Source organism: Nonomuraea sp. NPDC049750 (genome assembly GCF_040659625.1).
Taxonomy (GTDB): domain Bacteria; phylum Actinomycetota; class Actinomycetes; order Streptosporangiales; family Streptosporangiaceae; genus Nonomuraea.
This window is the reverse complement of the sequence record NZ_JBFANB010000022.1, coordinates 140,606-160,098: the sequence shown is the minus strand read 5'-3', so window position 1 is coordinate 160,098 and position 19,493 is coordinate 140,606. Positions and strand designations below refer to the sequence as shown.

At 69.8% G+C, this 19,493-nt stretch carries 20 protein-coding genes and 1 pseudogene; 15 read left to right on the top strand and 6 right to left on the bottom strand.

The window, feature by feature from the left end:
- Position 1: 1 nt before the first annotated feature.
- Positions 2-1,411: a polysaccharide deacetylase family protein gene (locus AB0J16_RS41250; RefSeq protein WP_358550332.1), complete on the bottom strand. Its 1,410-nt coding sequence runs from the start codon at positions 1,409-1,411 to the stop codon at positions 2-4.
- Between the two features lie 130 nt (positions 1,412-1,541).
- On the opposite strand from AB0J16_RS41250, the gene AB0J16_RS41245 reads away from it, so the two are divergent.
- The 7 genes from AB0J16_RS41245 to AB0J16_RS41215 all read left to right on the top strand — a co-directional run bounded on the left by AB0J16_RS41245 (position 1,542) and on the right by AB0J16_RS41215 (position 6,370).
- Complete coding sequence (locus AB0J16_RS41245; protein ID WP_358550330.1) at positions 1,542-2,048, top strand: DinB family protein; 507 nt, start codon at positions 1,542-1,544, stop codon at positions 2,046-2,048.
- A gap of 201 nt (positions 2,049-2,249) precedes the next feature.
- Positions 2,250-2,342 carry a hypothetical protein gene (locus AB0J16_RS41240; RefSeq protein ID WP_358550328.1) on the top strand — a complete coding sequence of 31 codons (93 nt, stop codon included), beginning with the start codon at positions 2,250-2,252 and terminating at the stop codon, positions 2,340-2,342.
- Positions 2,339-3,340 (top strand): putative FMN-dependent luciferase-like monooxygenase, encoded by a 1,002-nt coding sequence (locus AB0J16_RS41235; RefSeq protein ID WP_358550326.1) that lies wholly within the window; start codon positions 2,339-2,341, stop codon positions 3,338-3,340. Before AB0J16_RS41240 ends, AB0J16_RS41235 begins: the two co-directional genes overlap by 4 nt.
- Positions 3,337-3,495, top strand: a complete 159-nt coding sequence (locus tag AB0J16_RS41230) for a hypothetical protein (RefSeq protein ID WP_358550388.1) — start codon at positions 3,337-3,339, stop codon at positions 3,493-3,495. The genes AB0J16_RS41235 and AB0J16_RS41230 overlap by 4 nt, the downstream gene beginning before the upstream one ends.
- Positions 3,492-4,118, top strand: a complete 627-nt coding sequence (locus tag AB0J16_RS41225) for a VOC family protein (protein WP_358550324.1) — start codon at positions 3,492-3,494, stop codon at positions 4,116-4,118. Before AB0J16_RS41230 ends, AB0J16_RS41225 begins: the two co-directional genes overlap by 4 nt.
- Before the next feature lie 49 nt (positions 4,119-4,167).
- The gene (gene lysS / locus AB0J16_RS41220; RefSeq protein WP_358550322.1) at positions 4,168-5,790 is read left to right on the top strand and encodes a lysine--tRNA ligase; all 1,623 of its coding nucleotides are present in this window, start codon (positions 4,168-4,170) and stop codon (positions 5,788-5,790) included.
- Between the two features lie 37 nt (positions 5,791-5,827).
- The gene (locus AB0J16_RS41215) at positions 5,828-6,370 is read left to right on the top strand and encodes an AAA family ATPase (RefSeq protein ID WP_358550320.1); all 543 of its coding nucleotides are present in this window, start codon (positions 5,828-5,830) and stop codon (positions 6,368-6,370) included.
- Positions 6,371-6,402: 32 nt separating this feature from the next.
- Here AB0J16_RS41215 and AB0J16_RS41210 read toward each other — a convergent pair whose 3' ends face one another.
- Entirely contained in the window at positions 6,403-6,894 is a 492-nt protein-coding gene (locus AB0J16_RS41210) for an Lrp/AsnC family transcriptional regulator (protein ID WP_358437727.1), read from the bottom strand.
- A gap of 113 nt (positions 6,895-7,007) precedes the next feature.
- Between AB0J16_RS41210 and AB0J16_RS41205 the strand changes: the two genes are divergently transcribed.
- The 3 genes from AB0J16_RS41205 (at position 7,008) to AB0J16_RS41195 (ending at position 9,307) form a co-directional block, all read left to right on the top strand.
- Positions 7,008-7,472: a DUF2000 domain-containing protein gene (locus AB0J16_RS41205; RefSeq protein ID WP_358550318.1), complete on the top strand. Its 465-nt coding sequence runs from the start codon at positions 7,008-7,010 to the stop codon at positions 7,470-7,472.
- A gap of 121 nt (positions 7,473-7,593) precedes the next feature.
- A complete protein-coding gene (locus AB0J16_RS41200) occupies positions 7,594-8,316 on the top strand; it encodes a glycosyltransferase family 2 protein (protein WP_358550316.1) in 723 nt (240 codons plus the stop codon).
- A 19-nt stretch (positions 8,317-8,335) separates the two neighbouring features.
- Positions 8,336-9,307, top strand: coding sequence for a 2-dehydropantoate 2-reductase N-terminal domain-containing protein (locus AB0J16_RS41195; RefSeq protein ID WP_358550314.1), 972 nt, complete (start codon positions 8,336-8,338; stop codon positions 9,305-9,307).
- Here the strand turns inward: AB0J16_RS41195 and AB0J16_RS41190 are convergent.
- The gene (locus tag AB0J16_RS41190; RefSeq protein ID WP_358550307.1) at positions 9,273-9,800 is read right to left on the bottom strand and encodes a DUF6886 family protein; all 528 of its coding nucleotides are present in this window, start codon (positions 9,798-9,800) and stop codon (positions 9,273-9,275) included. The genes AB0J16_RS41195 and AB0J16_RS41190 overlap by 35 nt on opposite strands.
- Positions 9,801-9,906: 106 nt before the next feature.
- On the opposite strand from AB0J16_RS41190, the gene AB0J16_RS41185 reads away from it, so the two are divergent.
- On the top strand, positions 9,907-10,389 hold the full coding sequence (locus AB0J16_RS41185) for a hypothetical protein (protein ID WP_358550305.1): 483 nt from the start codon (positions 9,907-9,909) through the stop codon (positions 10,387-10,389).
- 115 nt (positions 10,390-10,504) lie between these two features.
- Positions 10,505-12,400 (top strand): nitrate- and nitrite sensing domain-containing protein, encoded by a 1,896-nt coding sequence (locus AB0J16_RS41180; protein WP_358550303.1) that lies wholly within the window; start codon positions 10,505-10,507, stop codon positions 12,398-12,400.
- Positions 12,401-12,447: 47 nt separating this feature from the next.
- On the opposite strand, the gene AB0J16_RS41175 is transcribed toward AB0J16_RS41180, so the two are convergent.
- A complete protein-coding gene (locus AB0J16_RS41175) occupies positions 12,448-13,188 on the bottom strand; it encodes an MBL fold metallo-hydrolase (RefSeq protein WP_358550301.1) in 741 nt (246 codons plus the stop codon).
- A gap of 9 nt (positions 13,189-13,197) precedes the next feature.
- Positions 13,198-13,341, bottom strand: a complete 144-nt coding sequence (locus tag AB0J16_RS41170; protein WP_357653584.1) for a hypothetical protein — start codon at positions 13,339-13,341, stop codon at positions 13,198-13,200.
- A gap of 447 nt (positions 13,342-13,788) precedes the next feature.
- On the opposite strand from AB0J16_RS41170, the pseudogene rho reads away from it, so the two are divergent.
- From rho to AB0J16_RS41155, 3 genes and pseudogenes are all read left to right on the top strand, one after another.
- Positions 13,789-14,841 (top strand): annotated as a pseudogene (rho, locus tag AB0J16_RS41165) (transcription termination factor Rho); the annotation flags it as partial.
- Between the two features lie 43 nt (positions 14,842-14,884).
- The gene (locus AB0J16_RS41160) at positions 14,885-15,901 is read left to right on the top strand and encodes a putative RNA methyltransferase (RefSeq protein ID WP_358550299.1); all 1,017 of its coding nucleotides are present in this window, start codon (positions 14,885-14,887) and stop codon (positions 15,899-15,901) included.
- Positions 15,902-16,042: 141 nt separating this feature from the next.
- Positions 16,043-17,809: a prolyl oligopeptidase family serine peptidase gene (locus AB0J16_RS41155; protein WP_358550297.1), complete on the top strand. Its 1,767-nt coding sequence runs from the start codon at positions 16,043-16,045 to the stop codon at positions 17,807-17,809.
- Between the two features lie 88 nt (positions 17,810-17,897).
- Here AB0J16_RS41155 and AB0J16_RS41150 read toward each other — a convergent pair whose 3' ends face one another.
- Positions 17,898-19,442 (bottom strand): GAF domain-containing SpoIIE family protein phosphatase, encoded by a 1,545-nt coding sequence (locus tag AB0J16_RS41150; RefSeq protein ID WP_358550295.1) that lies wholly within the window; start codon positions 19,440-19,442, stop codon positions 17,898-17,900.
- Positions 19,443-19,493: the final 51 nt, after the last annotated feature.

The following is a 19,493-nucleotide window of genomic DNA, read 5'->3' as shown; positions in this document are numbered from 1 at the left end:
GTCATGGATGTCTCGGCCTCGGCCCTTGGACGGCGACCGCGGGGGGACGGCCGCCGTACAGCTCGCTGACCGTCACGAAGTGAAAGCCGCGCTTGGACAGCCTCTTCAGCACCTGGGGGATCGCCGCCACGGTGGTCGGCCTGATGTCATGAAAAAGAATGATTGATCCGGGTCGCGCTGGGCCGACCGCGGCACGGGTCACATGGCCGCTGTTGCGGTACAACCAGTCCAGGGTGTCCACGCTCCACAGCACCAGCGGGTGCGGCGACTGCCTGCGGACGACGCGGTCGAAGGCACCGTACGGCGGGCGGACCAGCGTGGGCGTCACCCCCGTCGCCTTCCGGATCGCCTGGTCGGTCCTGGCCAGGTCCGCTCGCACCCCACGGGCGGACAGCCTGGTCAGGTCGCGGTGCGACCAGCTGTGGTTGCCGATCTCGTGCCCGGCCCGCAGGGCGCCGCGCACCACGCCGGGGCGGGCGACCACGTTCTGCCCGACGACGAAGAACGTGGCCCGCGCCCGGTACCTGGCCAGGTATTGGAGCAACCTGGGGGTGTACGGACTCGGGCCGTCGTCGAAGGTGAGCGCCACGCACTTGACCCGGCGGCAGTCGACCGAGCCGTCCGCCGTATATCCGGGCAGCGCCATGCGGCCGGCCGGACGCATGACCTGGGCCTGCGCCCGCCGGCCGAAGTCCGACAGCAGCGGCTCCACCTCGGCGCGCGGCAACACGGCCTGCACCTGGCCGACGGCCCCCGCCGCCACCTCCCCCTCGTCGAAGGTCACGACCAGATCGCCGTCCTTGGTGAAGCCCAGGTCGTCGAGCGTCTGGGCGCTCCGGTCCGCGAGCCGCGCCTTCTCGGCCAGCTCCTTCTCCGTCAGCGCCTTCTGCGTCAGCGCCTCGAACCCGCTCATGGACGCCGCGTCGATGAGCGACATGGCGGGCACGACCTGGCCCTTGACCCCGTCGTACCAGAGCGACGTCGTCGACTTGCCGTCGCCCGCACCGCCGAGCTGGTAGACGGTGAACCGGACCCCGATCACGTCGCCGGAGGCCGCCACGAAGCCGAACCCGACGTTCAACTCAGGCGCCTTCCCGGCTTGCTCGCCGCACCCGCTCTCCCGCGCCCACTTCAGGAACGTGGCCCGCCGCGCCTCGACCAGCCGGCGCAGCGCGTCCGTCAGCGGCTGCGCGCCCGGCACCTGCGGGTACGTGGTCGACCAGGCACAGGATCCCTCGTTGCCGTTGTCGCGAACCACCCGCAGCCCGCGCATCCACGTCGGCGCGACCGTCGCGACCGGGTCCTCCGACCGTTTGACGGAGGCCTGCCACACCTCGGACGCCTGTCCGATCCCCCCGCACGATGTCGATGTCACCGTGACCACCGCCAGTGCGGCCACCAGACGCCTCATGATCACGACCCCCCGCCGTTTCCGCCCCTGACCTGTTCGACTCCTGGTTCCAGCTATTGGTTCGCCAAACAGGCCGTCCTGGATGGTCTACTTCGACGGTAACTCGGCCGGTCAGCTACGTTTGCGCAGCATGAGTGACAATCGCATCCCGCCCCCCTTCATCGCCGACGAGCGCGCCATGCTCACCAACTGGCTCGACTGGCATCGCGAGACCCTGGCCGTCAAGTGCGAGGGCCTGTCGGAGGACCAGCTGCGGCAGCGTTCCGCCCCACCGTCGACCATGTCGCTGCTCGGCTTGGTCCGGCACATGGCCCATGTGGAGCGGGCCTGGTACCGGGGGGTGCTGAACGGCGAGGACGTCCCGAAGCTGTGGGGCAAGGACACCAACCAAGACGCGGACTTCGACGACGTCGACACCGCCTCGGCCGACGAGGCGTTCAAGACCTGGCAGAGCGAGATCGAGCACGCCCGCGAGGTGTCGGCCGAGGTGCCGCTCGACGCCCTGGGCAAGGCACAGCGCCACGGGCAGGACTGCTCCCACCGGTGGATCCTCGTCCACATGATCGAGGAGTACGCCCGCCACAACGGCCACGCCGACTTCTTGCGCGAGCAGATCGACGGTGTGACGGGCGAGTAGCGTCCCCGCTAACGTCCTCGCCCGTCACGCGGCGCTCGATCAAGCCGCTGAGCACGCGACGTTCAGCCCTCGCCGAGACGGTGAGGATATACCTACCATTTAGGTAGAATATGGTGGTTTTGATAGACCCCCGCCAGCCCATCGCCGCGCGGTGGTGCGCCAGATCTCACACACCGTTTCCGTCATGAACAGGGACGCATAGTGGAATTCGGAACCACACAACGGGTCTTCACCAACCCACGGCACGACTACACCCGCGAACTCCTGACCGCGATCCCGGAGCCGGTGCGATGAGGCTGGGATTCTTCAGCCGGCTGCTCGACGAGGTGCCCGCCGACGAGCGCTTCCAGCTGGCCGCCGAGCAGATCGGCCACGCGGAGTCCTTCGGGTTCGACACGGCCTGGGTGGCGCAGCACCACTTCGACGGCGCTGAGGGCGGGCTACCCGCGCCGCTGGTCTTCCTCGCCCACGTCGCCGCGCGTACCAGCCGGATCAGGCTCGGCACCGGCATCATCACGCTGCCGCTCGAACATCCGGTACGCGTGGCCGAGGACACCGCCGTACTCGACCTGCTGACCGGCGGCCGGCTCGAAGTGGGCGTCGGCAGCGGCGGCACGCCGTCGTCGTTCACCGCGTTCGGGAAGGAGAGCGCGCGGCGGGCGGCCGTCTACGCCGAGCATCTGGCGGTGCTCGTCGACGCCTGGTCGGGCCGCGACCTCGGCGGCGGCAACCGGCTCTATCCCGCGGCGCCGCGCCTGCTCGACGCCGTCTGGGAGGCGACGTTCTCGGTGAGCGGCGGCGCCAGGGCGGGCCGGGCGGGCAACGGGCTGATGCTGTCGCGTACCCAGCCACGTCCCGAGGAGCATCCCGAGGCGACGCTGGCGGAGATCCAGCGGCCCATCGTGGACGCCTACTACGAGAACCTGCCCACGGGCACCGCACCCCGGATCGTGGCGTCGCGGACCGCGTTCGTGGCCGACAGCCGGGCCGAGGCGCTGCGGTACGCCGAACGCGGGCTGAGCCGCGCCCGGCTGCCCTTCGAGACCTCCCGCGACCGCATCACCGCCTTCGACGTGCACGCGGGCACCCCGCAGGACGTCATCGACAGCCTCAAGGCCGATCCCACGCTCGACCGGGTCACCGACCTGGTCCTGCAGGTGCACTCGGTCGACCCGCCACACCCGCTGATCCTCCGCTCCATCGAACTGCTGGCGACCGAGGTCGCCCCCGCGTTCGGCTGGGCCCCGGCTACCGCGACGGAAACGACCTCCACGCGAACAGGCCCCGCATGACCTCCACCCCAACCGAGATCGACACGCTGCGCGCCGCCGGGCTGGACGATCTGGCGATCGGCGACACAACTCACGCGGCGGCCTTCTTCAACTGGGCGAACCGGCTCATGCTCTCGCTAGGAGAGCCCACCAGCGACCGGAAGGCAGACCAGTGACCGACCCGCACCTCGACCACCTCGTCTACGCCGTACCCGACCTCCTGCTCGGCGTCGCCGAGTTCGCCGAGCGCACCGGAGTAACCCCGGCGGCCGGGGGCCGTCACCCCGGCGGCACCGCCAACTACCTGGTCTCCTTCGGCGAGACCTCCTACCTGGAGATCATCGGGCCGGACCCGGAGGCCGAGGACGGCCTCCAGCGCTCCGTTTTCGACCTGGAGACCCTGTCCGAACCGCAGCTCATCACCTGGGCCGTACACCCCACCGACCTCGACAAGTCCGTACGGCAGGCCCGCGAGCACGGTTACGACCCCGGCGACGTCGAGCCGCTGTCCCGGCGCACGCCCGACGGCACCCTGCTGGAGTGGCGGCTCACCAGGCGGGACGATTCCGCGCCGGTCAGGCCGGTGCCGTTCCTCATCGACTGGGGCGGCACCACCCACCCCGCGGCCTCGGGACTGCCCCGACTGGGCCTGGCCGCCTTCAGCGCCGTACACCCGGAGCCCGCCGCGCTCCGCCGCGACCTGACCGCGCTGGGCGTCGAGCTGGACATCGCCGAGGGCCCGGAGATCGCGTTGCGGGCGGTGCTGGACACTCCCCTCGGCCAGGTCACCCTGGCCTGAACCGCGCATTTCGTTGGCTTGATCGCTGGCTAGCCGCAAGAATGGCGCGATGGCTGACACTACGGAGACCGACTGGGTCTCCAGGTTCGCGGATGAGGTGATCTCCGAGGCGGAGCGTCGTGCCCCGGGGAAACCGATCGTCTGCGCCTCGGGATTGAGCCCGTCCGGGCCGATCCACCTGGGCAACCTGCGGGAGGTCACGACTCCGCACCTGGTCGCCGACGAGATCCGCCGCCGCGGCCTCGACTGCGTGCACCTGCTGTCGTGGGACGACTACGACCGCTTCCGCAGGGTGCCCGCGGGCATCGACCCGTCCTGGGCCGACCACATCGGCAAGCCCCTGACCTCGGTGCCCGCCCCGCCGGGCAGCCCGTACGCGAGCTGGGCCGAGCACTTCAAGGCGCCGATGATCGAGGCGCTGGCCGACCTCGGCATCACCTACACCGGCATCAGCCAGACCGAGCAATACTCCGCCGGCACCTACCGCGAGCAGATCCTGCTCGCCATGCGCGAGCGGGAACGGATCAACGCGGTCCTGGCCCGCTACCGCACCAAGGAGACGGCCCGCACCGAGACGGTGGATTACTACCCCTACAGGCCCTATTGCGAGCTGTGCGAGCGGGATCTCACGACGGTCACCGCCTATGACGACGACAGCACCGAGCTGGCGTACGTGTGCGAATGCGGGTTCGGGGAGACCGTGCGCCTGGCCGAGCACGACCGCGGCAAGCTGGTGTGGAAGGTCGATTGGCCGATGCGGTGGGCGTACGAGGGCGTGGTGTTCGAGCCCTCGGGCGTCGACCATCACTCCCCCGGCTCGGCCTGGGTCGTCGGCGGGCAGATCGTGGGCGAGGTGTTCGGCGGCGAGCGGCCGATCGGCCCGATGTACGCCTTCGTCGGCATCACCGGCATGGCCAAGATGAGCAGCTCCAAGGGTGGCGTGCCGACTCCGGCCGACGCGCTGGAGATCATGGAGGCTCCGGTGCTGCGCTGGCTGTACGCGCGGCGCAAGCCCTCCCAGTCCTTCAAGATCGCCTTCGACCAGGAGATCCAGCGGCTCTACGACGAGTGGGACAGCCTGGGCCGCAAGGTCGCCACCGACGCCGCTCAGCCCGCCGAGCTGGCCGCGTACGAGCGGGCCGTACGCACGGCCGAGGGCCCGCTGGCCGCCACGCCGCGGCCGGTGGCGTACCGGACGCTGGCCTCCATCGTCGACATCACCACAGGCGACGACGACCAGACGCTACGGATCCTGCGCGACCTCGACGGCGAGCTCACCTCGCTCGACGAGGCCCGGCCCCGGCTCGACCGCGCGCAGCGCTGGGTCGACACCCAGGTCCCCGCCGACCAGCGCACCCGCGTGCGCGAGTCGCCCGACGCCGAATTGCTCGCCACGCTCGACGAGGACGAGCGTGACTCGCTGCGGCTGCTGGTCGACGGGCTCGACGAGCACTGGTCGCTCGACGGGCTGACCACGCTGGTCTACGGCGTGCCGAAGGTACGAGCCGGGCTGGCGCCCGACGCCAAGGCCACGCCCGAGCTGAAGACGGCGCAGCGAGCCTTCTTCGCCCTGCTGTACCGGCTCCTGGTCGACCGCGACACCGGCCCGCGCCTCCCCACCCTCCTCCTGGCCGTCGGCGCCGACCAGGTCCGGAAGCTGGTCGGCGCGTGAGCAACGTCCTGGCCGTAGGCGGCGAACCGGTCGGCGCGTGAGCGCCGTCTTCCTCATCACCGGCATCTCGGCCGCGGGCAAGTCGACGGTCGGGCAGGCGCTGGCCGAGCGGCTGCCCCGGTCGGCGCATGTCCGGGGCGACCTGTTCCGTCGCATGGTGGTCAACGGGGGCGTCGGCATGACACCGGATCATGACGAGGAGGCGCTCCGCCAGCTTCACTTGCGCTACCGCATCGCCGCCGCCGCGGCCGACCTCTACTTCCAGGAAGGTTTCACGCCGGTCGTCCAGGATGTGGTGCTGGGCGCGGACCTGGAGCTGTTCGCCGGGCTGATCCGGAGCCGTCCGCTACACGTGGTCGTGCTGGCCCCTGACGCCGCCGTGGTCGAACGGCGGGAGGCGGAGCGCGCCAAGACGGGCTACGACGTCTGGACGGCGGCCCAGCTCGACGAGGCGCTCCGGCGCGACACCCCGCGCCTCGGCCTCTGGCTCGACACCTCGTCCCAGACGCCCGCCGAGACGGTCGACGAGATCCTCGCCAGGGCCGCGGAGTCCGTCGTCCACGTGGAGCCCGCCGCCTGACCGACGCGGTCTGACGGTCGCCCGTCGTGCGGTCACTTGCGGCCGGTGCGGGGTGGGCTGGGGCGTTCGGGTGGCAGCACCTCGACCGAGGTCTTGCGGATGTGGTCGTAGACGAGCGACGTACGCACGTCGGCGATGTTGCGGTGCCGTGAGACGTGGTCGAGCACGAAGTCACGCAGATGCCCCGTATCGCGCACCGCCACCTGGATGATGAAGTCGTCCCCGCCCGACACCACGAAGATCGCCAGTGTCTCCGGCAGCGTGGCCACGTAGTCGCGGAACCCCTCGACCGACTCGCGGATCTTGGGGTGCAGCCGTACGTGGATGAGCGCCTGCACCGGACGCCCGATGGCGGCCAGGTTGATCTCGGCGTGGAAGCCTTCAATCACCCCGTTGCCACGCAGCGACCGCACGCGTTCGAGGCAGGTCGAGGGCGCGATGCCGATCCGCTCGGCGAGCTCGCGGTTGGTCTGGCGGCCGTCGCGCTGCAACTCGACGACGATGGCCGTATCAAGTTCGTCCACAACCACATCCTGACACGAATCTCCGAATTTTCTTCGGAATCTGCCACTCCAAGTTGTTGATACAGCAGAGAAAAGTGCAATCTCCCCTCATAAGTTCGGAGAAGGAGAGAAGGATGACCGCGCTCGCAGACTGGATCGACAGCCTTGACCACCGTAGCGACCTGCCCACCCGGGAGCTCCCGGTGAAGTGGGTGATGGTGATGGACCGCGACCTGCCCCGCGGCCTCCAGGCGAACGCCGCCGCCTGCCTCGCCGCCTCCGTGGGCCGTACGGTGCCCGCGATCCTCGGCTCGGGCGGCACCGACGCCGGCGGCAACACGCATGCCGGGCTGCCGTGGATCGGCTGCACGGTGCTGGCCGCGCCGGCCGCGATCGTCAGCCGGGTGCGGGCCGAGGCCGCCGCCGAGCCCGACCTGGTCGTCACCGACATGGCGGCCATCGCCCAGCGGACGAACGTCTACGACGACTACTTGGCCGAACTCGCCCGCACCGAGGACCCGCCCTACTACGCGGTCAGCCTGCTCGGCCCGCGCGCGGTGGTGGAGCGCCACACCGGACGGCTTCCTTTGCTCCGCTAAATATCCGGGTGCCTCAGTTACGCGAAAACCCGGGACTATATAAGCGGACATATGCATATATCCGCAATCGATGCAAGAAGCTGTCAAGCGGCTTGCATGCGGGCCAGCGCACCTTCGGGGCATGAACAAGCCCTTCGCCGTGAGCGTCACTGTAGTCGTTCCTGCGATGAACGAGGCCGGCAATCTCCCTCACGTCTTCGCGACGCTGCCCACCTGGATCGACGAGGTAGTCCTTGTCGACGGCAACTCGACCGACAACACGGTAGCCGTGGCCCGGCGGCTCCGGCCCGACCTGCGCGTGGTGGCGCAGTCGGGACGCGGCAAGGGCAACGCCCTCATTGAGGGATTCGCGGCGGCACGTGGCGACATCATCGTCATGATCGACGCCGATGGGTCGACCGACGGTGGAGAGATTTTCTCCTTCGTCAGCACCCTGGTTCAAGGCGCCGATTTCGCCAAGGGCTCCAGGTACGCCCCCGGCGGTGGCTCCGACGACATCAGCCCGCTGCGCTCGCTCGGCAACAAGGTCCTCACGGGCCTGACGAACCTGCTGTACGGCACCCACTACACCGACCTGTGCTACGGCTACAACGCGTTCTGGGCCCGCCACCTGGACGCGATGGCACTGGATTGCGACGGTTTCGAGATCGAGACGCTGATGAACGTCCGGGCCGCCCAGGCCGGACTCCGCATCAGCGAGGTGCCCAGCCACGAGCACTCCCGCATCCACGGCGAGAGCAACCTGCACGCCGTACGCGACGGCTGGCGCGTACTCAAGACGATCCTCCGGGAGCGCACCAGAGGAGCGGTGGCTCCGCACGCCCAGGTGGCGCTCGCCGAGTGAACGGTGACATTCTCGGACGATGCGCTACATAGTCATCGGAGCAGGAGCAGTTGGCGGCACTATCGGGGCACGGTTGTTCCAGGGCGGGCACGAGGTCGTGCTGGTCGCGCGCGGCGCCCACTATGAGGCGCTGAAGAGCGGCGGGCTGCGCCTGATCACGCCCGACTCCACCGAGACCCTGGACGTGCCCGCCGCCGATGGCCCCGTGCCGACGCGCGACGACGACGTGCTGATCGTGGCGACCAAGTCGCAGGACACGATCAGCGCGCTCGACCCGTGGCCCAGGCACCTGCCGGTGGTGTGCGCCCAGAATGGCGTCGACAACGAGCGGACCGTCCTGCGGAGGTTCGAAAAGGTTTACGGCATGTGCGTGTGGCTGCCCGCCTCGCACCTGGAGCCCGGAACGGTCGCGGCCTTCGGCCACCCGTACTCGGGCATGCTGCATGTGGGACGTTATCCACAGGGTGTGGATGAAATCTCCCGGCAGCTCGTCACCGACCTCAACAAGAGCGGCATGTACGGGCTCGACGCACCAGACGTCATGCGCTGGAAGTACGCCAAGCTGCTCGGCAACCTGAACAACGCCGTCGACGCGGTCTGCCGGAGCGGTTCCGGTGGCGAGGCGCTCACCGAGCAGGCCAGGGCCGAGGGCATGGCCGTGCTGGAGGAGGCGGGCATCCCCTACGCCACGCCGAGCGAGCAGGCGGAGGTCCGCGGCAACAAGGTGGACGTGCGGCCGATCGAGGGCATCGAACGCGGCGGCGGATCCTCCTGGCAGAGCCTGGCCAGGTCCAGCGGCTCGATCGAGGCCGACTACCTCAACGGCGAGATCGTGCTGCTCGGCCGCGAGTACGGGATCCCGACCCCGGCCAACGAGGTGCTCCAGCGCGAGGCCAACCGCCACGCGCGCGAGAAGCTGCCGCCCGGCTCGATGTCGGCCGCCGAACTGGCCGCGCTCATCGACGAGCGTTCCGCAGCCGTATCCCGCTGAAGCCCAGCGTGCTGGCCGTCACCTCGTTCCAGAACGGCCAGAGGTTGTCCAGCACGCGCAGCTGGATCCCGGCCTCCTCGTGCAGGTCCAGGAGATCCGGCACCGGCTCAGCGGGGCCGAGCGGCTTCACCGGCACCTCGGCCACGAGCGCGTGCCCGTCGTCGCCGATGGCGCGGAAAGGGCCGGCGGGCAGCCGGTAGGCGTATAGACCGACGTCCATGAGCGCCTTGAGCCAGCCGTACTCGATGGCGTGCACCCGGTCGCCGCTGCCCGCGCCGATGATCCGGTCGGCGTCGGCCGTGGTGGTGCCGGCCGTTCTCCAGGCCATGGCCCGCGGGCAGGCCCGCGGGAACCAGTAGTCGGGACAGCGCTCGTAGCCGACCGCCCAGACGTACGGCTCGCGCAGGGCGGAGGTCGGCGCCACGTGCGGCACGAAAAGCTCGATCGTCGGATCCTCGGAGAAGTGCAGCACTTGGCCGGGCTCAGGTCTCATGATCTCCATGATGACCGGGAACCCCGGCCAGATCGGCGATTGCGCGGCATAGTCCGCCCGAGCCGGGGCAGTAGGGACTCGCTCTGACGACAGGGAGTGAGCTGAAATGATCTTGCTGGGTCTACTCCTGGTCCTGCTCGCCGGTGGCGCCATCGCCTTGGTGGCCGCCGAGGAGACCTCCAGGTACATTCTGTTCGGCTACACGTTCGAATTCAATTCGTTCGGCATGTTCATCGCCGGTGCCGTGACCACGGCCGTGCTGCTGCTGGGCATCGCGATGATCAGCTCCGGTTCCCGCCGGTCGGCCAAGCGGCGCCGCCAGAAGCGCGTGGCGCGCGCCGAGGCCTCCAGCCGGGTGGCCCGGCTCGAAGAGGAGAAGCGCGAGCTGGAGCGGAAGCTGCAGCACGAGCACGCCGCCACGCGCGAGCCTGAGCACGCGGGCGAGCCGGACCTGGGCGAGACGCAGAACCTGCGTGTACCCGAGCAGCTGCGCGCGCCTGAGCACGCACGCCGGCCCGAGCCTGTGCACGAGTCCGAGTCGACCGACCGGCTCGTGGCCGGTGGCGCCGAGAACACCAGGCGGCGGTAGCCCTGAGCGCGGCAGGCGCGGGGGCGTCAGGGCCCTCGCGCCGAGCCGTCGCCAGAAATCCCGGCAAAAGGGGGTGTACTCTGCGAGGCGATCTCATCATGCCTCCGGAGGTCGCATGCCCCCCACGCGTGGCCGTCCCATCGCCATCAAGCTCCTCATCCTGCTGATCGTCCCGCTCACGTCATTGGTCGGCCTGTGGGCCTTCGCGGCGACACTGACCGGCGGCGACGGCCTGCGCCTGCTGGAGATCAACGATCTGGTGACGAACCTGGCCGACCCGTCCGAGCAGATCAACGTCGAGCTCCAGAACGAGCGGCTGGCCTCCGTCGAGTTCCTGACGACCAAGCGCGGCACCACCCAGCTGGCCAGGCAACGCGCCCAGACGGACAAGGCCGTCGCGGACTTCCGCAAGCTGGCCGGCGACCAGCAGGCCATCTCGTCCGGGATGGCCGTGCAGCTCAGAGCCCTGTACGACCAGCTCGACGCGCTACCCGCGATCCGCCGCCAGGTCGACGGCGGGAACGCCGCCCCGCTCGACGTGATCGACGGCTACAGCCAGATCGCCGACGCCTCCTTCCGCATGTACGACGCGATGATCCTCATGCCGGACATGACGCTCTATCGGCAGGCCCGCGCCGTCACCATGCTGGGCGAGGCCAAGGACCTGCTGTCGAGAGAGCGGGCGATCATCGCGGTAGTGCTGGACAGGGGCAAGGCGACCCCCCTTGAGCGCCGGGAGTTCACCGGCATGGTCGCCACCAGGCGCCTGCTCTACACCCAGGCGCTCTCCCACCTCGACTCCGAGCTGCGCGGGCCGTACGAGCAGCTGGTCTCCTCGCCCGCCTACCGCGAGTTCATGCGCGCGGAGGACGCCATCATGGGCCAGGCCACCACGAACGGCCTGCCCGCCACGGCGGCCACCTGGCCCGTCGACGCGAGCAACCTGTGGACGGCCGTCGATCGCAACCAGCGCCAGGCCGTACGGGAGATCACGCAGCGCGTCACGCCCACTGCCGTCAACGTGCTGATCAAGATCGGCGTGGCGGGCGGCGTCGGCCTGCTCGCGGTCCTCGCCTCCATCCTGCTGTCACTCCGCTTCCGCGGCCGCCTGGTACGCGAGCTCGCCGGGCTCCGCGACGCCGCCACCGAGCTGGCTGAGGTACGCCTGGTGGCGCTGGTCAAGCGGCTGCGTACGAACGTCGGCGCGCCGACGCCCGACGAGCTGCCGCCGCTGGAGGTGAAGACGGACACCAGCGAGGTGCTCGACATCGTGCAGGCGTTCAACAACGTTCAGGCCACGGCCGTGACGGCGGCGCTGAGCCAGGCCAGGCTGCGGCACGGCGTCAGCCAGGTCTTCGTCAACCTGGCCCGGCGCAACCAGACGCTGCTCCACCGCCAGCTGCTGCAGCTCGACAGCATGGAACGCGGCGCGGAGGAGCCCGAGACGCTCGGGGACCTGTTCAAGCTCGACCACCTCACGACCCGCATGCGCAGGCACGCGGAGAGCCTCATTATCCTGTCCGACCAGGCGCCCGGCCGGGGCTGGCGCAACCCGGTGCCGATCCACGACGTGCTGCGCGCGGCCGTGGCCGAGGTCGAGGAGTATCCGCGGGTCGAGGTGCTGCAGCCGCCGCCCGTCTCCCTGGTCGGCTCGGCGGTCACCGACGTCGCCCACCTGATGGCCGAGCTGATCGAGAACGCCACCCTCTTCTCGCCGCCGCAGACCCGGGTGGACCTGCGGACCACGATCACCCCGCACGGAGTGATCGTCGAGGTCGAGGACCGCGGTCTCGGCCTGACCAGGGTCGAGCTCGACGAGCTCAACACGCGGCTGGCCGAGATGCCGGAGTTCGACCTGGCGCAGAGTGACCAGCTGGGGCTGTTCGTGGTGGCCAGGCTGGCGGCCAGGAACGGGATCAAGGTCACGCTGGACGTCTCGCCGTACGGGGGGCTCACCGCGCTCGTCAGCCTCCCCGCCGACCTGCTGGCCGACCAGCCCGTACCCGCCTGAGGACTCTCCTACGGGGAGCTGAGGTCCAGGAACGGGTCTACAGGGAGCTAAAGGTCCAGGAACGGGTCGCTGAAGTGGGCGGTGGCCAGGACCGCGCGCTCGGCCCGCAGCGCGCCGAGCACCTCGGCGCGGGTGGCGGCCGCCGCCGCCTGGTCGTCGTCGTAGACGTAACGGACGCTCGGATCGGCCAGCTGCGCCGGGTGCAGCACCAGGTCGCCGGTCATCGCCAGCTCGCCCAGCCGGACGATCTGGTGGCCGGGGGTGTGCCCCGGGGTGAGCTGCACGCGTACGCCCGGCGCGACCTGGCAGTCGCCGTCGACCACCTGCAACTGTCCCTTGATGGGAGTGACGATCTGGTCGAGCATCGCGCCATGGGCCGCGTCGACCTCGGCTTGCTGGAGAACGTACCTGGCGTTCTCGAACAGCGGCCGGCCGTCCGCGACCGCGCCACTGGCGTGGTCGCTGTGCAGGTGCGTGAGGATCACGGTGCCGACGTCGGCCGGTTCGACCCCGGCGGCGGCCAGCTCACCGGGCAGTGTCCCCGGCACCGGCGCCCAACTCGACGCCGGTGAGTCCGCGGCGCCGATGCCGGTGTCGACCAGGGTGACCCGGCCGGCCCGGTCACGTAGCAGGTAACAGTGGAAGTGCAGGATCCACGGCTCGTCCGCGAGCCCTCCCCCCGGGAACATCTCGGTGAGCGGGCGGCGGATCGCCGGGCCCATGGGACCCACGGCGTCGCAGAGAGGCGTCACTTCGACGCCGGAGATCGTGCGCGGTTTGTGTGGCATTCGCCCAGATTAGGCGGCCACGCGCTGGCGCGGAACGTACTCGTTCTCGACGTCGGCGGCGTAGACGGCGCGGCTGCAGTGGGCGCACCGATAGATGATCGGGCCCTCGTCGAGCTCGTTGTGACACCGCGGGCAACGGGTGCTGGTCTTCATCGTGATCCCCCCAAGGAGTTCGTGGTTCTATGAAAGCCTCATCGGATTGCAGCGGCCCTGCATCTCACTTGACAGGTTGCCGGTGCGTTGATGGGCGATCTGTGTCGTCGTGCACACCTGCTGCGGGTAATTCGCAGCACTCCGGCACCGAGAAGAACTTTGTGAGAGGAACATTGTTACGCCGCACCGCCGGCGGCGAGGCGGAAGAGCCGAGAACCCCCCGGGAATAGCCCAAGCGGGCTAGGTGTTGTATGGGCCGGAACGTGTGATACGTTGCCAGCGGCGTTGAGCTTCCAGCTCCGCCACTTCCCTCATAGCCCGCCCCGGTTTCCCGGGCCCGGCTCATTCTTCACACTCGCCGGCTTTCTTCGGCGGTGCCCTCAAGGAGGGTTCATCATGTCTGTTCAAACCATTCCCAAACCGCGCTCCGGTGCGCCCATTCGGCAGGTCAGTGGCCTGCTCGACGTGCGGGAGAAGGGCGCCTTCATCCGCGCCGGACACCTGCCCGGCCCCGATGACGTCCGCGTGCCGCCCGACCGGGTCAGGCAGCTCGGCCTGCGCCCCGGCGACCACGTCGTCGCCACCGTCGCGGGCGGCAAACCGGTCGAGGTCGAGTCCGTCAACGGCACCGCCGACTGGCGGCACCGCCCGCACTTCGCGGACCTGATCCCGATCCACCCCACCGAACGCCTGCGCATCGAGACCGAGTCGCTCAGCACCCGCGTCATCGACCTGTTCGCGCCCATCGGCAAGGGCCAGCGCGGGCTCATCGTGGCCCCGCCCAAGGCCGGCAAGACCATGGTCATGCAGGCGCTCGCGGCGGCCATCGCGCGCAATCACCCGGAGACGCACCTCATGGTCGTGCTCGTCGGCGAGCGGCCGGAAGAGGTCACGGAGATGCGCGCCTCCATCAAAGGCGAGGTCTTCTACTCGACCTTCGACCACCCCGACCGCGACCACACCGCCGTCGCCGAGCTGGCCATCGAACGCGCCAAACGCCTCGTGGAGAACGGCGAGGACGTCGTGGTGCTGCTCGACTCGCTGACGCGGCTCGGGCGCGCGTACAACAACCTGGCCCCCGGCGGGGGCCGCGTGCTCACCGGTGGCATCGACGCCACCGCGCTCTACCCGCCGAAGCGCTTCTTCGGCTCCGCGCGCAACGTAGAAGGCGGCGGCTCGCTGACGATCCTGGCCACCGTGCTGGTGGACACCGGGTCGCGCATGGACAACAGCCTGTACGAGGAGTTCAAGGGCACCGGGAACATGGAGGTGCACCTGGCCCGCGACCTGGCCGAACGACGCCTGTTCCCCGCGGTAGACCTGGGCATCTCCGGTACCCGCCGAGAGGAGATCCTGCTGCCGGCCGGCGAGCGGCAGGTGATCTGGAAGCTGCGCCGGATGCTCGGCGCGCTCGATCGGCAGCAGGGGCTGGAGCTACTGGTCGGCAAGCTCCGCGAGACACCCTCCAACGCGGCCTTCCTGCTTGAGGCCGGCGCCTGACCCCCTGGCGCGTCAGGTCCCCCCGGGCCATGACAATGGGCGCATGCTTGCTGACATCATCAAATACCTGGCCTGCCCCGTCTGTGCCCGTGAGATGTGGTCGGCGGGTGACACGCTCCGCTGCGCCGAAGGCCATGCGTACGACGTGGCCAAGCAGGGCTACGTGAGCCTGCTGGTCGGCTCGCGGACGCCGGGAACGGCGGACAGCGCGGCGATGGTGGCGGCGCGGGCCGAGTTCCTGGGGACCGGACACTACGCTCCGCTCGCCGACGCGCTCGCCGAGAGTGTGCGGTTGAGGATATTCGGCGCCAATGGCCGGGAAGACGATGCTTTCCGTAGGGATAGGTTCTCGGCACTGCCGGACGCGGCGGCCGAGAAGGCGTACCGTAGTGCCGCAGTGGCTCGTGGAGCAGGGACGGCGTGGCAGGGCGCCGATCACGCGCCGGAGCCCGTGATCGTTGATGCCGGAGCCGGGACCGGCTACTACCTGGCGACGGTGCTGAGAGCGGTGGACCGTGGCATCGGGATGGCATTCGACGTTTCCAAGCACGCCGTGCGGCGTGCCGCTCGGTCACATCCGAGGGCGGGGGCCTTCGTGGCCGACGTGTGGCGGCCGTTGCCCATCAGGGACGGGGTGGCCGACGTGGTGATCGACGTGTTCGCGCCGCGGAACGGTCCCGAATTCCGGCGCATTCTGCGGCCTGGCGGCGCGGTGATCGTCGTGACACCCGCTCAGGCACATCTGAGCCCGCTCGTCGAGGAGTTGGGGCTGCTCTCCGTCGACGAGGAGAAGGAGCGGCGGCTGGCCAGGAGCCTGGAAGGCTTCGAGGAGACCGAGCGGCGGCCGGTCGAGTTCGATCTGGAGCTGGGTCCCGACGAGGTCGCCGGCGTGGTGGGGATGGGGCCGAGCGCGTGGCACACTGAGCCGACCGAGCTGGCGGAGCGGATTTCCAGCTTTCTGTCACGGTTTCCTGTGAAAAAGCGGGAAAAAGTGGCGGCCAAGGCCGCGTTCCACCTGTCTATCTTCGAGGCCCTGCCGCGATCAAGGGCTGTTCCTTGACGGACATCTGGGACTCGTGTTAATGATGGGGCATTTAGTCCGAAATTCCCCCACATTCCCGGAGTATTTCCGCGAGACAAGCGCAATACTGGACGGCAACCCACGCCCGGAGGCGGGGCGAGAGGGAGGGGGGCGCGCCGGATGAAGGCCGAGGAACGCTGGCAGGCCAGGTTCCGAGCGTCGCGCATGACGTTGCCCTCCTGGGCACGGCTGGCCCCGAACCGCTCGATCTATCGCTCCAACGCCACCGGCACCTGGGAGGTCTACGCCTGGGACCGCGCCAGCGGCGCCAACCGCCAGGTGACCGACCGGCCCAAGGGCACGGCCCACGCCGCGATCGACCCCACCGGCCAGTGGATCTACTGGTTCGCCGACATCGAGGGCGACGAGTTCGGCGTGTGGTGGCGCCAGCCGTTCACCGGCGGCCCAGACGAGCAGGTCGCTCCCGACCTGGAGCCCGGCCAGCCGGGCGGCATCGCCCTGTCCATGGCGGGCCACGCGGCGATCAGCCTGGCCAGCGAGGGCTCGTTCAGGATCCATCTGGTACGGCCCGGCGAACCGTCTCGCCTGCTGTACGAGCACGCCGAGGCGGCCTGGGTAGCCGACATGTCCCTCGACGGCTCACTAATCGCGATAAATCATGCCGAGTATGGCGACTTCCGTCATCCGGCGCTCCGCGTCGTACGTCCGAACGGCGACGTCGTCGGCGAGCTCTACGACGGCCCGGACAAGGGCGTGATCGGCCTCAAGTTCGCCCCGGTGCCGGGCGACCGCCGCATGCTCGCCCTGCACGAGCGCCGCCAGCGTCAGGCGCCCCTGGTCTGGGACCCGGCGACCGACGAGCAGCGCGAGATCTGGATGAAGGACTCCGGCGAGCTGACCGCCAGCTGGTACGACGACGGCCGCGGCCTGCTGATCCTGCGCGACAACCGCGCCCGCAGCTACCTGCACCGCTACGACCTCGCGGGCGGCGGGCTGACCCTGCTCGAGACGCCCCACGGCGTGATCGACGCCGCGGCCCCGCGCCCCGGCGGCAACGTCGAATACTCCTGGTCCAGCGCCTCCCGGCCACCGGTGATCCGCTCCAGCAACGGCCAGGTCGTGCTCAACTCCAGCGGCCCCTCGGCGCCGCCGAGCGTGCCCGTCGAAGACCTCGACGTGCCCGGCCCCGGCGGCAGGATCCACGCGCTGGTCTCCCGCCCCGAGTCCGGCGCCGCGCCGTTCCCGACCGTCTTCCTGCTGCACGGCGGCCCGACGACGCACGACCGCGACGCCTTCTCCCCCGAGGTCGCGGCCTGGGTGGACGCCGGCTTCGCGGTGGTGCGGGTCAACTACCGCGGTTCGACCGGCTACGGCTCGGCCTGGCGCGACGCGCTCCACAGCGACATCGGCCACATCGAGCTGGCCGACGTCGCCGCCGTACGCGAGCACGTCGTGGAGCGCGGCATCGCCGACCCCGCCAGAATGCTGCTGACGGGCACCGCCTGGGGCGGCTACCTCACGCTGCTCGGCCTCGGCACCCAACCCGAGCTGTGGACGGCCGGCATCGCGGCGGTGCCGATCGCCTGCCACGAGACCTCCTACGAGGACGAGGCCGAGAGCCTGCGCGCCTACCACCGCGCGCTGCTGGGCGGATCGCCCGACGAGCAGCCCGAACGCTATGCGGCCAGCTCCCCGATCACGTACGTGGACCGGGTAGAGAGTCCGGTGCTGATCCTGGCCGGCGAGAACGACAGCCGCTGCCCGCTGCGGCAGATCGAGAAGTATGTGGCGAAACTGGCCGAGCACGGGCGGGAGCATGAGGTTTACGCCTACGACGCCATCCGCGGCTCGCTGGTCATGTCCGAACGGATCGCGCAAATCGCGCTACAGCTTGAATTCGCCCGCAAGCATGTAAATCCACACTGATAATCGACAATTCGCCAAGTCGGCAGTCAACCGAAAAGGCGCATGAGGGTCAGTGGCGCGCCCATATCAGTGAGCGCGCCCATCAAGATCAGCGGGCGCGGAGGACCACGATCGCGAGGTCGTCCGCGCTCGGCTCCGTGGCGAAGTCGGCCGCCCCTCTGCGGATCCGCTCGGCCACCGCGCGGGCCGACAGCCCGGCGCACTCGGCGAGCAGCTTGGCCAGCCCGCCGTCGTCGTCGAGCAGCCGCCCGCCCGAGCGCCGCTCCGTCACCCCATCGGTCACCGCCAGCAGCACGTCACCGTGGTCGAGATGCAGCGTGTCGGCCTCGAACACCACCTCGTGGAAGACCCCGAGCAGCGACTGCGGGGTCGTCACCGTCTCGACCACGCCGCTCGGCTTGAGGCGCAGCGCCTCGGGATGGCCGGCCGACACCAGGCGTACCTCCAGACCGGTCGGCACCGGCGTGATGTCGCCGTGCAGCAGCGTGAGGAACCTGGCCCGCTCGCCCTCCTCCAAGATCGCCTGGTTGAGCCGGCCGAGCACCGCCGCCACCCCGTAGCCCTCGCGGGCGAGCAGGCGCAGCGTGTGGCGGGCCAGGCCCGTCACGGCGGCGGCCTCCGGGCCGGTGCCGCACACGTCGCCGATCGCGAACCGCCAGGAGTCGTCGCCGGCCTTGAACAGGTCGTAGAAGTCGCCTCCGACCTCGTTGGCCTCGCCGGCGGGCTCGTACACGACGCCGTAGTCGAGACCGGGCACCTCGGGCTCGTTCGGCGGGAGCAGGCTGCGCTGGAGCGCCCGGTTGGCCGCGGCCTGCTGGGCGTAGACGCGGGCGTTGTCGGTGGCCAGCGCGGCCCGCCTGGCGATGTCCTCGGCGAACTGGATGACCTCGTCGGGGAAGCGGTCGGGCCGGCCCAGGCACATCATGCCCAGGCCCCGGCCGCGCGCGGTCAGCGGGACCGCGAGCACCTGCGAGTCGGCCAGGTGAACGGTGGAGGTGACGTGGGCGTCGGCGATCATCGTGTCCATGTCGCCCAGCTGCTCGCGCAGCCCGTCGATCCTGGCCTCGTCGGCGTGCCAGAGGTAGACCAGCCGCAGCGGCCCGACAGCGGTGTCAGAGGTGTAGACGGCGCACCAGCTCGCCAGTCGCGGCACCACGATCTGGGCGATGATGGCGGGCACCATGTCGGGGTCGAGAGTGCCGGCGAGCAGGTCACTCGCGTCAGCCAGGAACCCCAACCAATGCGGTCCTCTGGCGCTCTCCTCCAGCCATTCGGATGCCACTCTGTCCGTCGAGCCGGGTAGCGTGAGTCTTGCCCAATGGACACGAGAATCACCTGCGAAGGTGATTCCCCACTCCTCCACCCCCACAGACGGAGCCTTCGGGTCGCCCTGTGAGGTGCTCCGCTGTCTCAACTCGACCTGCACGGCGTCACCAAAATGCTTCCAGATGACTTCGAACGGCTCGTCCACCACCTGTTGTGCCAGGTCACCCGCGACCTGCTCGGCCAGATGCAGCACGCTGCCGACCGCCCAGGCGGTCATCACCTCACGGGTGAACCTCATCGCAGCCGTCACGGCGGTGTCACCGGGCGCGAACGTAGCGGCCAGCACCGCATGGGGAGTAGCAGTCATCGCATCGTGCCTACCACACTTCCTGCTGACTTGGGGTAAATCCAAGGACGC